This window comes from Flavobacterium sp., assembly GCF_043780635.1.
Lineage (GTDB): Bacteria > Bacteroidota > Bacteroidia > Flavobacteriales > Flavobacteriaceae > Flavobacterium.
In genome coordinates this window covers 1-15,040 of the sequence record NZ_JAYWCK010000113.1, presented here as the reverse complement: position 1 = coordinate 15,040, position 15,040 = coordinate 1, and the positions used below count along the sequence as shown (strand labels likewise).

Below are 15,040 nucleotides of genomic sequence, written 5' to 3'. Positions count from 1 at the left end.
GCAATAAAAGGCTCGTCAGTAATATCTCCTTTTACAAAAGTGTAATTGGACTCTTTTTCAATATCGGTGATATTTTCCAGATTGCCCGCATAAGTAAGGGCATCCAAATTATAAATATGGTATTCCGAATATTTTTTTACAAATAGACGAACGACATGCGAACCAATAAATCCTGCACCACCGGTAATCAATATTTTTTTCATTTTTTTTATTTTTCTTCTTGCTTCTTTCTTCTTGCTTCTTTCCTCTTTCTTCTTTGCCCTAAAACCTTTCTTCTGAAATCTGCTATCTGCAACCTGCCTTCTGCAACCTGCTATCTGCCTTCTGCAACCTTTCTTCTGAAATCTGCTATCTGCAACCTGCCTTCTGAAACCTGCCTTCTGCAACCTGCCTTCTGCAACCTGCCTTCTGCAACCTGCTATCTGCAACCTGCAACCTGCTATCTGCAACCTGCCTTCTGCAACCTGCCTTCTGCAACCTGCTATCTAAAGACTACAACTTCCCGTCAGCCCTATCTCCCAAAACCCCTTTCACATCATAAAGAATGCTGTTCTGCTTTCGGAGGGCACCAATATCTAAACTTAAAAATTCCTGATGTGCCACGCCTAAAACCAGAGCGTCAAAAGTTACTGTTGGCATTTTGTCGCTGATGGTTAATCCATATTCATGCAACACCTCGGCCGGATTGGCCCAAGGATCATAAAGACTCACTTGAATTCCATAATCTTCCAATGCTCTGACAACGTCTACAATTTTAGTATTGCGTACATCAGGGCAATTTTCCTTGAAAGTAATACCCAACATCAACAAACTGGCTCCGTTGATGGTGATTCCTTTTTTTATCATCAACTTGACCACCTGCGAAGCTACATAATCTCCCATGCTGTCATTCAAACGGCGTCCTGCCAGAATTATTTCGGGATGATACCCCATTTCTTGTGCTTTTTGAGCCAAATAATAGGGGTCAACGCCAATGCAGTGTCCACCAACCAAACCGGGCTTGAACGGCAGGAAATTCCATTTAGTTCCCGCTGCTTCCAGCACGGCATGGGTATCGATTTCTAAAATATTGAATATCTTTGCCAATTCATTGACAAAAGCAATGTTGATGTCGCGCTGTGAATTCTCAATTACTTTAGCGGCTTCCGCCACTTTTATCGAAGGTGCCAGATACGTTCCGGCAGTAATCACTGATTGGTATAATTGATTGACTTTATGTCCGATTTCAGGAGTGGAACCCGAGGTGACTTTCAGAATTTTATCCACGGTATGTTCTTTGTCGCCGGGATTGATTCTCTCGGGAGAATAACCCGCAAAAAAATCAACATTGAATCGCAAACCCGAAATTCTTTCCAGTACTGGCACACATTCCTCTTCAGTAACTCCCGGATAAACGGTAGATTCATAAATGACAATGTCTCCTTTTTTCAATACTTTGCCAACAGTTTCGCTGGACTTGTACAAGGGGGTTAAATCAGGGCGATTATTTTTGTCCACTGGCGTGGGAACGGTAACGATAAAATAATTACAATCCGCTATTTCGGAAAGGGTTGAAGTACAATACAAACCATTGGCATTCGTCGGAGTTTCAACTAAAACCTGCTGTAAGCTGGTAGAATCAATCTCGAGCGTACTGTCATTACCTTGTTTAAGGGCATCGATTCTGGATTGATTAATATCAAATCCCACCACTGAATATTGGGTAGCAAACAATCGTGCCAAGGGCAATCCTACGTATCCCAAACCGATTATAGCTATTTTTATGTCTGTATTCAATTTTTATTTTTTTTGTTTACAATGATTGAAACCTAGTTTTTTATTCATTTTTTTATTTAGAAGCCAACCTTTCCTATATTTCATTACCCACAACGATTAAACAGTTAACCGCTTAACCAAAAACACTTAACTTTTAAATCAAGCCCCTATTCCCTGATATACAAATCCAATAGCCTCTAATGCTGTCTTATTCAGAATATTTCTTCCGTCAAACACAAAGGCTGGTTTTTGCATACCATCATATAGTTGCTGCCAATCATAGTTTATAAATTCATCCCATTCCGTAAGTATGGCAATTGCATGTGCCGCCTTGCATGCCTCATAAGGACTGTCAAAAGAACTTATTGCATTAGCATTTTTATCGGAAGTTCTGGTTTCTAAATAATCAAGATCATTCAACACTTTTTTATGGGACACTTTGGGATCATAAACCGCAATTTTGGCTTGTTCGTTAATCAAATCATTGGCCACATAAATTGCAGCTGATTCCCTGGTATCATTAGTGTCTTTCTTGAAGGCCCATCCCAAAAATGCAATCTTTTTATCGGCAACAGTGTTGTAAAGTGTTTGCACTATTTTATTGGCAAACCTTTTTTTCTGATGGTCGTTCATGATGATTACCTGTTCCCAATAATCGGCCACCTCGTTTAGTCCATAGGATTTGGCGATGTAAACCAAATTCAGGATGTCTTTCTGGAAACAAGAACCTCCAAAACCAACAGAAGCTTTGAGGAACTTAGAGCCTATTCTACTGTCCGTTCCTATGGCTTTGGCCACTTCATTGATGTCGGCACCTGTTTTTTCGCAGAGTTCTGACAACGAATTGATAGATGATATTCTTTGTGCCAAAAAAGCATTGGCAGTCAGTTTCGATAATTCCGACGACCACACATTGGTAGTCAATATTTTTTCGGGAGCCACCCAATTGGAATAAACATCCACCAAGGCTTGGATCGCTTTTTGACCTCCTGCAGAGGGATCTCCACCAATCAATATCCGGTCGGGATTCAACAAATCCTGAACAGCCGTTCCCTCGGCAAGAAACTCCGGATTGGAAAGAATCTGAAACTGCACATGATTCCCTGTATTGTCCAGAATACTCTTGATGGCTTCTGCAGTTCGAACCGGCAGAGTCGATTTCTCTACTACTATTTTATCGTCTTTGGCAATTTTGGCAATTTGTCTGGCGCACAATTCGATATATTTTAAATCGGCAGCCATTCCTTTACCTTTACCATAGGTTTTTGTAGGTGTGTTTACCGATATAAAAATGATTTGGGCTTCATCAATCGCCTGATCCACATTGGTCGAAAAAAACAGGTTTCGTCCTCTGGCCTCGGCAACAATAGCGCTTAATCCTGGTTCGTATATGGGAATATTATTTTGGTCTTCATCGTTCCAGGCTGCAATACGTTCAGCATTCAAATCGACCACCGTAACCTGAATGTGAGGACATTTCTGCGCAATAATAGCCATCGTTGGCCCACCTACGTATCCTGCTCCGATGCAACAAATTTTTGTAATTTTCATTTTCTTTATTATATTTTCTATTCCTTTTTTCTTTTCTTTCCTCTTTGTTCTTGCTTCATTCCTCTGCAACCTGCCTTCTGCTACCTGCTACCTGAAACCTGAAACCTGCTACCTGCCTTCTGCTACCTGAAACCTGCTACCTGCCTTCTGCTACCTGCTACCTGCCTTCTGCTACCTGAAACCTGCTACCTGCCTTCTGCTACCTGAAACCTGCTACCTGCCTTCTGCTACCTGCCTTCTGCTACCTGAAACCTGTTACCTGAAACCTGCTACCTGCTATCTGCCTTCTGCTACCTGCCTTCTGCTACCTGAAACCTGAAACCTGCTAACTGAAACCTGCCATCTCTAATCTGCAATTCCCCCTTTAGGGGGTTAGGGGGCCAAATTCTCCCAATACCAACTCACAGCTTCTTTCAACCCTTCTTGCAAAGAAAATTGCGGATCATAACCCAACAACGCCTTTGCCTTTTCGATACTAGCCAAAGAATGGGGAATATCGCCAGCCCGATTGGGACCATATTCTATAGCAACAGTAGCAATTCGAGGATCGTATTCCGCCAAATAGTCTTTTAAATAGTCCACCAAATTATTCAGGGTATTTCGGTCGCCGTAAGCCGTATTATAAACTGTATTGACGGCTGCCGGATTTAGGGTATTCATCGCAAGTTCATTCATTTGTATCACATTGTCGATATAAGTGAAATCACGCGAATAGTTTCCATCACCGTTTATAACAGGGCTTTCGAGCTGCATCAATTGCATCACAAATTTTGGAATAACGGCGGCATAGGCTCCTTTAGGATCTTGTTTCCGTCCAAAAACATTAAAATAGCGCAAGCCTATAGTTTCCAATCCATACGTTCGGCTGAATATTTCGGCATAGAGTTCATTGACGTATTTGGTAATCGCATAGGGCGAAAGTGGTTTCCCGATAACATCCTCCACTTTTGGCAATCCTTCTGAATCTCCATAAGTCGAAGAGCTGGCAGCATACATAAATCGTTTCACCTTAGCGTCGCGAGAAGCTACGAGCATATTCAAAAAACCAGAGACATTCACGTCGTTAGTGGTAATGGGATCATTAATAGACCTTGGTACAGAACCCAAGGCGGCCTGATGCAAAACATAATCCACGCCCTGCACCGCATTTTGGCAGTCGTTTAAATTGCGAATATCGCCTTCTATCAGACGAAAGTTTTCGTTAGTTATAAAATCCTTAAGATTGTGACGGTGTCCTGTAGCAAAATTATCCAAACAAACTACCTGATGCCCTTTGGCTAAAAAATAGTCACACAGATTGGAACCTATAAAACCCGCTCCGCCAGTAATTAATATAGTGCTTTTTGTATCTTCTTTCATCCTTTTACATTTAAAACAAACCTCTTATCGGATTTGTTTTTTTCTAAATTGGCCTATAATCTTTTCTAAAACACTTTTTGGCTTATCATCATCGTTGTACCCGTTCGAGTAGGTTGTACTTCCGTAGCCGTAGCCATAGCCGTAGCCATAACCAGCTCCGTACTTGGCTTTATTCTGGAATCCATTCAATATAATGCTGGTATTGTTGAGTTCACCTCGTTTTACCCTATTGTTGAGTAAGGTAATCATGTCTTTCTTGGTGAAGTTCTGTCTTACGATGTATAAGGTAACATCGCAATATTGGGCTAGTTCCAGGGCATCCGAAACCAAACCAACAGGCGGTGTATCTAAAATGATATAATCATATTTATTCTTTAACTCTTCAAACATCTCCTTCATTCCGTCACTCATAATCATCTCGGCGGGATTAGGTGGGATGGGTCCGGAAACAATCACGTCCAGAAAAGGAATGTGAGTGGGAATTATAATTTCCTCAAGTGTTTTTTGTTTGATGAGATAATTCACCACACCGATTTCATTCGACAAATTGAATTCTTCAAACATTTTGGGTTTTCGTAAATCCAAGCCGATAATTACGGTCTTTTTTTCGCTTAAGGCAAAGACCGTGGCAATGTTCAGCGAGCAGAATGTCTTTCCTTCCCCGCTGACTGAGGAGGTAATCATCAGCGTTTTGGCTCCATCCAATTTTTGTTGTTTGTACAGAAACTGGAGTGAAGATCGAATGGCTCGAAATGATTCGGACAAAGCCGATTTTGGCTTTTCAAAAACCGCTAAATTGGTGTTATCCTTACTCAAACCAATGACTCCTATCAACGGAATCTTAGTCAGTTTGTTGATGTCCTCTGTGTTTTGAATGGAATTGTTGATGAAGAAAATGGCAAAAACAAAAAGCAAAGGAATCAATAATCCGAGGAATAAGGCCAGCACATAGTTGACAGATGTTTTCGGACCAATAAGTCCGCCACCAATATCTTTTGCGGGATCAATAAAGTGAATATCTGAGAGTGATGCCGCTTTCACAATATCGGCTTCGCTTCGTTTTTGAAGAAAAGTGCTGTATATATTGTCGCTTAAATCGTATTTACGTTTGATTTTAATCAGTTCCTGTTGGTCTTCCGGAAGTTGCTTGATGGTACTTTCGGTTTCATTGATTTTACTGGTGACCATAGCCAGATCAAACTGCAAGGAAGATTTGGCTGTAGCAATATTTTCGAGTAACACCTTTTTTACAGCTTCCATCTGATTGTCAAAATCTCTGAATATCTTCTCGCTTTTTACAGCATAAGCCATCTCTGATCTTTGGGTGGAAAGCGAAATTAATTTCGAAACATTCACAACAATATTAGGATCTTCAATTCCCGCCACCGAAGGCGCCGGAAGCTTGCCATAATCGTCACTGCTTTTTAAATAAGATTTTAAGGAATTATAATAGGCTATTTTTCGGCTAATCTCATCTTTCTTTACATCAAATTCCAATGCTTTATCTGAAAATTTAGAACCGTCTCCCTCAATGTTATAGATGTTTTTATCTTTACGAAAATTCTTTAATTCATTGGTCGTTTCTTTCAGTTGCGACTCCATGGCCACAAGCGTGCTATCAATGAATTGAATGGTGTTAGTGGCAAATTGGTTTTTGCTGTCCAGTTGTCTTTTGATGAGCATTTTGACAGTCGAATTCAGATATTCGACCATTCGGGCTTTATTAGTACCCTGCATTCCCAGTGTAATAATGGACCCTCCTTTATCATCCGACTTCACATTGATTCCTCTGTAACCGGAAACAGTACCGTCAAAATCATTGAATTGGACAAAATATTCGTTCCCTATATAAAAACCGGGATTGTCTTTTATCTGGAGTTTCCAATTCAAAAAAGGCAATTTAACGGGCGCCCCCACTTTGTATCTTTTGATAAAATCCCCATGAGCAACGGCGGTACTGCTATACGAATTGTCTGCATAGGTAATAAGAGAAACCGAATTACCTGCAAAAGGAATTCTTATTTGATATTCGTTTTCACTTAGGAATTTAACGCCAATGAGAGTTCCTGCGAGCTGCCCTTTGGTTTTGTCGATGTTGACATAAAAAGGCACGGCGCCATAAGCGTCGACCAAATTGTATTTTCCCTGTGCCAAATACCCTATGTAATATTGCAGTTTATCCACAACCAACTCGTTATGAGAACGCGATTGCAAGGTTGTCGCCACCGTTTGTACCTGATCAGAAGTGCCTCCCCAATTAAAAACCAGACTGGTATTAGAGGTAAACAGCGGATTACTTTCTTCCTTCACGGAAATCATGGACTCCATGGCATAAATCTTTTCCTTACGGATATTCACCTGATAGGCTATGGTGAAAGTAATAGCCAAACTCAGTAAAAACCATCTCCAGTAACTTCCAATTTTGATCAGGAATCCCTTGAAATCAAATCCAGAGTCGGCTTCAAAAATAGAAAAATCTTTTATATCTAACATTTTTGACTTTTATTATAATTTTAATAGTACTAAGGTGGTCGTAAATAGCGAAATCAGGGTGATTATGGTACCTATAGATTCTATACCTGTTTTTCCCGTTCCCCAGGTTTTTTGCTTGAGCGGTTTTACATAAATATAATCATTGGGCTGCAAATTATAATAAGGAGACTGCATCACATTGATGTCCGTAAGGTCAATATCGTGTATCTCCGTTCCGGTAGGCAACTGCCGAATGATTGTCACTGCTTTACGGTCTCCCGTTATGGTAATATCCCCTGAATTAGCGATGGCTTCCATAATGTTGACGTGATCCTGAAATAAAAATTTGGTTCCCATACTGCCCACTTCACCATTAATGGTGTATTTGAATCCGGCCAATCGTACGAGGACAAAAATATTGGCTTCTTTTTTAAAATACTCGTCTAAGAGTTGTTTCTCGATTTTCAACCTTAATTCTTCCACCGTAAAACCAATGGCGTTGATTTCTCCTAAAACCGGAATACGGATATTGCCATGATCGTCTACCGTATAGCCCGAAAAATACAAAGAAGACGCTCCATTATCGGTTTCGCCTTTATTGGTGGGATTAAAAATAGCAACTAGTTTGGGATCATCGGCTTTGATGGTGATGCTTAAAACATCATTCACCTGAAGGCGGTAAGGTTTTAACATTACCTCCGAAATGGGAACATCGGCTGGGGTTCCGCTTTTATTTTGGAGATAAACAAGGTCTTTGACAGGAATGCAAGAAGTAAAAAACAGGCTAATTCCCAGCAATATATAGAGTACGGATTTGTTCATTTTTATATTTTAGATAACAAATATAGCTTTTCATTTAATAATTTAAAAATATCGCCATTCATTAAATGGATTAATTATTTTTGGCTTGCCCACACAATAAGAATATTTTGAAAAAACAACCCAAAACCCACAGCCAATAACCGACAACCGCTAACCCACAACCGACAACCGACAACCGATAACAGATAACCGATAACCGATAACCGATAACCGACAACCGCTAACCCACAACCCACAACCGACAACCGATAACAGATAACCGACAACCGCTAACCCACAACCGCTAACCCACAACCGACAACCCACAACCGACAACAGATAACCCACAACCCACAACCCACAACCGCTAACCCTTAAAAGACTTCTCAAACGGCACACGCTGCAGAATACTCCTTCCTAAAGTGACCTCATCGGCATATTCCAGTTCATCTCCCACGGATATTCCCCGGGCAATGGTAGAGGTAATGATGTTGCAATCCTGTATTTGCTTATAGATATAAAAATTGGTGGTATCCCCTTCCATAGTGGAACTTAAAGCAAAAATAATCTCGTTGACATTTCCTGATTTTACTTTCTCAACCAAGGTATTTATATTCAGCTGACTGGGACCCACTCCGTCTATAGGCGATATCTTTCCTCCTAAAACGTGATAAATCCCTCTAAATTGTCCTGTGTTTTCGATAGCCATTACATCGCGAATATCTTCAACAACACAAATAATCTGGTGGTCTCTCTTATTGTTAGAACAAATTTCGCAAACGGCCGCATCCGAAATATTATGGCAGCTTACACAAAAATTGACATCTTCGCGCATGGTCGTCAGCGCCTGAGCCAGAAAACCGGTATGTTCTTTGGGCTGCTTTAATAAATGCAACACCAGCCGCAAAGCCGTTCTTTTACCTATTCCCGGTAATTGAGCCATTTCGTTGACTGCTTTTTCTAAAAGTTTTGATGAAAATTCCATAAAGACAAATGTAGTAATTTGTTTGGAAAGGTGAATCGGTTAGAATATGGTTAATCGGTTAGGAAAAGTTCAACCGATTAAGAAAAAGGTCACGCTGGTGAAATAAAAATAGTAATAGTAACCCGTTAGGTGTAATTAGTTTTTAATGGTAATTTTTCGTCAGTTCGAGTAATCCCGCTTTTGGGCGGGATTGTATCGAGAACAAGAAAAATTTCGTTAAAAACGATTGTCAATACACGTCACTTCGATTTCCACGTTTTTTATCGGGCTGTATCGAGAAGTTTTGTTTCGTTTTTCCCCTACCCTAAAGGGTGAAGAAAAAAACCTATAACCATTCTATAAATAAATTCCTCCCTTTAGGGCAGGGGTAAAGAATTTATAAATTCCTCCCTTTAGATTCGTTTTTTCTTTTTTCCCATACCCTAACGGGTGAAAAAAAAACCTATAACCATTCTATAAATAAATTCCGCCCTTTAGGGCTGGGGCAAAGAATTTATAAATTCCTCCCTTTAGGGCCGGGGAAAAGAATTTATTGATTCCTCGATATTCCTCTAACCGCATTATAAAAGCTAGAAGCGATGAACCCACAACCGATAACCCACAACCAATAACCTACAACATACAACCAACAACCCATCCCCCCTTTAGGGAGCCAGGGGGCAACCCACAAAAAAAGAGGCTTTCGCCTCCCTTTTTATTTCTTAAAAATAGTCTTATACCAAGGCTTTTTCTCCACATTGACACCGTAGCCATAACCGCCATAGCCGTAACCATAACCTCCATAGCCATAGCCTTTATTAGTCTTTGTATCATTGAGTAATAAAGCCATATTAAGTAGTTTATTTTCTTTGTACAGTCTTTCGGGAATGGGAAGCATTCTTTTATCCAGATAATTGGCACGGACCACATAGATCGTTGTGTCGGCATATTTGGCCAAAATCAAAGTGTCCGTCACTAAACTTACGGGAGCCGTATCAACGATAATATAATCGTATTCCTGTTTCAGTTGAACAAAGAGTTCATCTAACTTTTTGGTCATCAGCAACTCCGCAGGATTTGGAGGGACAATTCCTGAGGGAAGCACATAGAGGTCTTTATATCCTTTTTGTTTCACAATATAATCCTGAATGTCTACATTTTTGGAAGACAAATAATTAGTCAGTCCATAATTATGAGGCACTTCAATATATTCATCTAATTTAGGATTTCTGATATCCATTCCAATCAAAAGCACTTTTTTACCTGAAAGGGCAAAAATAGCTGCCAGATTCACCGCTATAAATGTTTTTCCTTCACCGGGAATGGTTGATGTCATAAAAATGGTTTTGGCCTTGCCTTCCGGAGCCTGATTCAACATAAAGTCGATGTTGGTTCTGATAATACGCAAGGCTTCGGCTGAGCTGGTTCTGCTTTCCGGTTCAATCAATTTAGAATCAGATTCTGAATTGGGCAGGTCTCCAATAAAAGGAATTTGTGTCTTTCCGACGAAATCCTGTTGACTTTTTATCTTGGTATCTAACAGGTCTTTTAGGTATAGAATTAAATATGGAATCAGTAAACCCAATAATAAGGCGGCTAAATAAATAATGTTCTTTTTGGGAGAAACCGGTAATTTCAATCCTTTCGCATCGTCTATCACTCTCGCATTAGGCTGGGTTGCGGCCAAGGTAATGGCCGTTTCTTCTCTTTTTTGAAGTAAGTACAGGTACAATTCTTCTTTTACCTTTTGTTGTCTGGCGATTACCCTAAACTGGCGTTCCTGAACCGGAATTTTGCCTATTTTAGAATTCATCAGTCCTTCTTTGTTATTTAAATCCCTCTTTTGAATGGCTAAAGTGGACTGCAGACGGCTTAAACTAGCCACTACATTGGCTTTTAGTGAAGAAATTTGCTGGTCTAATTTAACTACTGAAGGATTCGCTACCGTAGCTGATTTCAGGATTCGGTTGCGTTGTAAAACCAATTCATTATAGGCACTTATCAGTCCGGAAGCATCCCCCTGGCCAGCAATAATATTGGACGGCAGCAAATCTGCATTGGTGCTTTTTTTCATGTAATCGAGCATCGAAGCGACCACATTCATCTGAATTTCGGTTTCGGCCACTTTTTTATTGTAGTCACTGGATCCTTCAATAAAAAGCTTAGCTTCGGATTCGATATCCGTCAGATTATTCGATTTTTTAAAACTTTCGACATCCTGCTCGACTCCACCCAACTCCTGAGTAATTAAAATCAGTCGGTTCGCAATAAATTTTGAAGTGCTTTCCGAAATAAAATTCTTGTCGGCAGCAGCATCCTCATTGTAAATCTGAATCATATTATCGAGAAAATCCTCTGCTTTATTCACCACTGGATTGGTTAATGAAATTTCAACCACACTGCTCGTTTTACTTATCGAAGTCACTTCCAGTTGTTTTTGAAAACTTGCCACTACATTTTCAAAGGGGCTGACCAAAATATCAACCGATTTGTCGTCGTTTTTATACTTAAATCCATTGCCGTTCAAAGAGGTAATGACCAAATCTACATTCTTGGTGGCAATGAGCTCCCCATAGCGGAATTCTTTTTTATTCTTTAAAATTACAGGCACGGAATCAGTCTCCGATTCACTTTCCAAGCTAAACGTATTGGGTGTTAACTCCGTAAATTTAAGCCTCATCTGATCAGTGTAAAAATCGGGTTTGACATTGCTGAAATTAACTGTAATGGGTGTTTCTTTGTAAATTTCCCTATCGACAATTTTTCCTTTCATCACTAGACTGGTGTTGAAATTCAGTTTTCTGACCACGCTTTCGACCAGGGTTCTCGACTTTAAAATTTCGACTTCATTGTCCACATTGCTTTTCATACCCGTACCCAGACCCATATCGGCAAAAGCAGAAAGTTCCGAGAGCATACCGCCTTTCTTGTCGTCTTTAACCAGGATGGTGGTGGCTGCCTTGTATTGGGGAATGGTGTAGCGCAAGTAAGTAAAGGCTGCAAAAAGACAGACAGCCACAGCTAATGCAAACCATTGCCAATGAACAAGATACTTTTCTAAAATAGTTCTTAAATGAATATCATCTTCCTGATATTCGTCGGACATAAAATTATCTTCCATGAAAAAAATTATTTGGTGGTAGTAATGATTAGGGTGATTAGGGTAATGAGCAGAGAGCTAATGGAGATAATCACTCCGGTATTGGCTCCCACAGCCGCTCCGTTGATTCGGACTTTGTTGGGTTCCACATAGACTACATCATTCTGAGCCAGATAATAAAAAGGGGAGTTGATAAAATCAGCCTTGGTAATATCAACTCGATTATAGGATTTTACCCCATCCACTTCTCTTATGATCAGAATATTATCTCTTTTACCGTAGATGGTCAAATCTTTGGCCAGTGTCAAAGCCTCTATCAGCGTAATCCGCTCTGAAGCCACATTGTAGGTGCCTGGTACCATAACTTCTCCCTGAACCGAGACTTTAAAGTTCATGATGCGCAGGTTGACAATGGGGTTTTTGATGTATTTTGAGATTTTGTCCTGAAACAATAGCAGCACTTCAGATCGAGTCAGTCCGCCCAGCTTGAGTTTTCCCAAAACCGGGAAATCAATATAGCCTCCTTTATCGACTAAATAAGACTGCATCACTTCCTGTCCTCTCATTGCATTGAGAGTGTTGGTAGAAGCCACACTAATAGAACTCAAATTAAAAGGGATTGCTGTTTCAGGATCTTCTGCTGAAACAATAATCATCAGCAAATCATCGGGCTGAATTTTTATCTCATAGGAATTTGATTTTTCCCCAGAGGCCATACCATCAATATTTTGATAATAGACCAAATCCTTTTTAGAAGCACAGGAAAAAAATAAAACAGCAAAAAGAAAGGGAATTGATTTTTTTAATAAAAAGATAACTTTCATAAATAGGTATTATTTGTTATTGATGAGTCCCGATACATTGGGAGAAAAAGAGGTTTTTAAATGGGTGCCTTGATCTATATGTTGTAAAACTTTGTGCTGTCCGAGAGAAACTTATGTCTACTATGGCTCGCTTGAATCAAAGATTCTGTTTTAAACCCGGAAATTACTATTTTTTCAGAACGGCAAAGATAAGCAATGCGATTTGACAATTGGCCTTAAAATAAAAGGAATCCCATTTCGACTAGTATTTTTCCGCAATAAAAAAGGGTCTGGAGTGCATTTCGCAAGCTTCCGTCTTTGGGAATCCGCCCAACCGGATAACAGCCACCTGCTACCTGCTACCTGCTACCTGACAACCACTCACAATTCACCATTCACCATTCACAATTCACCACTCACTAATACACATTTTCATCCTTTTTTAACACATCAAAGATGGTTTTCCAGATAATCTTTATATCCAACATTAAACTCCAGTTTTCGATGTACCAGATATCATGATCCACTCGGTCTTTCACATCGACATATTTCTTGATTTCACCTCGGAGCCCATTGACCTGAGCCCAGCCGGTGATGCCTGGTTTGGCATAATGCCGCACCATATAGTTGTTGATTAGTTCTGAATATTGATTTGTGTGCAATAACATATGCGGACGTGGCCCTACCACGGACATATTCCCTAATAATACATTGAAGAACTGCGGCAACTCATCCATACTGGTTCGACGCAAAAAGGAACCTACTCGGGTTACCCTCGTATCATTCTGAGTGACCTGATCCTTTTCAGCTCCGCTTTCTACACGCATCGTCCGGAATTTATAACATCGAAATGGCAGATTGTCCCTGCCCGATCGTTCCTGCACAAAAAATACAGGTCCCGGCGAAGCTCCTTTAATCAGTAATATCAGGATAGGGAACAGCCACGGAAAGATAAATACAATGATAAACAAGGAAAAACAAAAATCAAATAGCTTCTTGATTACGCGATTGATTGTTATTTCAAGCGGTTCTTTGCGCAGCATCAGAACGGGGACATTCCCGTAAAATGAGATTTCGACCTTGTGAGAATGGGTGTACTGTTCGAAATCAGGAAGGAACTTGATACGGACCATATAACGTTCACAAATGGTGGTGAGGGCATTGATGATTCCAATTTTGCTGATGTGCAGGGCGATGTATATTTCGTCTACCTTTTCAGCAATAAGATAATTTTCGATCTCCGAAAATCGACCCAGAAAAGGAGCCGAAAGTATGGTTTTTTTATCAGCATTATCATCAAAAAAACCCATTACCCTATATCCATAGGTTAGGTCTTTTGACAGGATCTTGTTCATGCGTTCCCCAGTTTCATTGGCTCCTACAATAACTACTTTTCTATAGTTATAGCCCTGGGTCCGTATGTACTTCAGAACCTTCATAAACATAATACGAAAGAACACCAGAAACACAAAAAAGGTTCCATAAAAATAAATTAACCGCAAACGAGAAATTTCATCATAGTCCAGAACTAAAATAAAAACCGAAATAATGCCAATATGAACCAATATCAACTGTATTGTTCTTATCAGAATAGTCTCAATTCGTTCTATCCGGATAATCCTAAAGGAGTCCTTGTAGAGCAGTAAAAAAATCCATAATATGTTGCTCAATACACAAACGGTTCGGACTCCCTTTAAATGAATCATATGCAAGTTCCCATATCGAAACAGAAACGAAAGTACGATAGCCACATTCAGCAAGACAATATCAGATACCAGAAAACCCAGCTTGTAATAGCGGGAAAAACGGTAGCTAGCAATTGTTTTTAAAAATGACATTAGGGTTTGGCGTTCGTTAATCGTCGTTCATTATGGTTTAACTGGTTCATTGGTTAACCCGAAAATTGCTAATAGGGTTTAGTTTTTCAATTTTATGGTAACGTTGGTCATTCAATTAGTAATTAACTACAGCAAAATTAATACTTTTAAACCACAATTTTAACCCGTTGGGTGTAATTCAAATTTATATTTTTTTTAAACGCATAGAAACATAGTTTTTTATTGCTTTTTTAAGACGTTTCACTTTTTGATAGTGAATAATAGCTTTGTGAAACCAAGAATTGGTCTATCAAACTCTTTTTAACCCGTTGGGTGTAATTAAATTATTTGATTTTTGATATTGTTTATTGGTCTGTCAAAGATAAATTTATTGACATATTGAACTAAAGTTAATGCC

10 protein-coding genes are annotated in these 15,040 nt (G+C 39.7%); all 10 read right to left on the bottom strand.

The genetic code is table 11. The features are described 5' to 3' along the window. On the bottom strand, nt 1-449 hold a 449-nt coding region (locus ACH2BV_RS10335), incomplete at its 3' end, for a GDP-mannose 4,6-dehydratase (protein WP_395050647.1). A gap of 43 nt (nt 450-492) precedes the next feature. Further along, the gene (locus ACH2BV_RS10330) at nt 493-1,776 is read right to left on the bottom strand and encodes a nucleotide sugar dehydrogenase (RefSeq protein WP_395050646.1); all 1,284 of its coding nucleotides are present in this window, start codon (nt 1,774-1,776) and stop codon (nt 493-495) included. Nucleotides 1,777-1,914: 138 nt separating this feature from the next. Then, a complete protein-coding gene (locus ACH2BV_RS10325; protein ID WP_395050645.1) occupies nt 1,915-3,306 on the bottom strand; it encodes a nucleotide sugar dehydrogenase in 1,392 nt (463 codons plus the stop codon). Between the two features lie 372 nt (nt 3,307-3,678). Next, the gene (locus ACH2BV_RS10320) at nt 3,679-4,665 is read right to left on the bottom strand and encodes an SDR family oxidoreductase (protein ID WP_395050644.1); all 987 of its coding nucleotides are present in this window, start codon (nt 4,663-4,665) and stop codon (nt 3,679-3,681) included. Nucleotides 4,666-4,689: 24 nt separating this feature from the next. Beyond that, nucleotides 4,690-7,158: a polysaccharide biosynthesis tyrosine autokinase gene (locus ACH2BV_RS10315; RefSeq protein ID WP_395050643.1), complete on the bottom strand. Its 2,469-nt coding sequence runs from the start codon at nt 7,156-7,158 to the stop codon at nt 4,690-4,692. 12 nt (nt 7,159-7,170) lie between these two features. Continuing rightward, the gene (locus tag ACH2BV_RS10310) at nt 7,171-7,959 is read right to left on the bottom strand and encodes a polysaccharide biosynthesis/export family protein (RefSeq protein ID WP_395050642.1); all 789 of its coding nucleotides are present in this window, start codon (nt 7,957-7,959) and stop codon (nt 7,171-7,173) included. A 346-nt stretch (nt 7,960-8,305) separates the two neighbouring features. After that, the gene (gene recR, locus ACH2BV_RS10305; RefSeq protein ID WP_395050641.1) at nt 8,306-8,923 is read right to left on the bottom strand and encodes a recombination mediator RecR; all 618 of its coding nucleotides are present in this window, start codon (nt 8,921-8,923) and stop codon (nt 8,306-8,308) included. A gap of 694 nt (nt 8,924-9,617) precedes the next feature. Next, on the bottom strand, nt 9,618-12,023 hold the full coding sequence (locus tag ACH2BV_RS10300; RefSeq protein WP_395050640.1) for a GumC family protein: 2,406 nt from the start codon (nt 12,021-12,023) through the stop codon (nt 9,618-9,620). Nucleotides 12,024-12,031: 8 nt separating this feature from the next. After that, the gene (locus ACH2BV_RS10295) at nt 12,032-12,826 is read right to left on the bottom strand and encodes a polysaccharide biosynthesis/export family protein (protein ID WP_395050639.1); all 795 of its coding nucleotides are present in this window, start codon (nt 12,824-12,826) and stop codon (nt 12,032-12,034) included. 398 nt (nt 12,827-13,224) lie between these two features. Continuing rightward, complete coding sequence (locus tag ACH2BV_RS10290; RefSeq protein ID WP_395050638.1) at nt 13,225-14,643, bottom strand: undecaprenyl-phosphate glucose phosphotransferase; 1,419 nt, start codon at nt 14,641-14,643, stop codon at nt 13,225-13,227. Nucleotides 14,644-15,040: the final 397 nt, after the last annotated feature.

What these genes read in the sequence shown, in the direction of transcription:
- ACH2BV_RS10325 (WP_395050645.1), bottom strand. Translation starts at nt 3,306, where the DNA reads ATGAAAATTACAAAAATTTGTTGCATCGGAGCAGGATACGTAGGTGGG.
- ACH2BV_RS10320 (WP_395050644.1), bottom strand. Translation starts at nt 4,665, where the DNA reads ATGAAAGAAGATACAAAAAGCACTATATTAATTACTGGCGGAGCGGGT.
- ACH2BV_RS10315 (WP_395050643.1), bottom strand. Translation starts at nt 7,158, where the DNA reads ATGTTAGATATAAAAGATTTTTCTATTTTTGAAGCCGACTCTGGATTT.
- ACH2BV_RS10310 (WP_395050642.1), bottom strand. Translation starts at nt 7,959, where the DNA reads ATGAACAAATCCGTACTCTATATATTGCTGGGAATTAGCCTGTTTTTT.
- recR (WP_395050641.1), bottom strand. Translation starts at nt 8,923, where the DNA reads ATGGAATTTTCATCAAAACTTTTAGAAAAAGCAGTCAACGAAATGGCT.
- ACH2BV_RS10300 (WP_395050640.1), bottom strand. Translation starts at nt 12,023, where the DNA reads ATGGAAGATAATTTTATGTCCGACGAATATCAGGAAGATGATATTCAT.
- ACH2BV_RS10295 (WP_395050639.1), bottom strand. Translation starts at nt 12,826, where the DNA reads ATGAAAGTTATCTTTTTATTAAAAAAATCAATTCCCTTTCTTTTTGCT.
- ACH2BV_RS10290 (WP_395050638.1), bottom strand. Translation starts at nt 14,643, where the DNA reads ATGTCATTTTTAAAAACAATTGCTAGCTACCGTTTTTCCCGCTATTAC.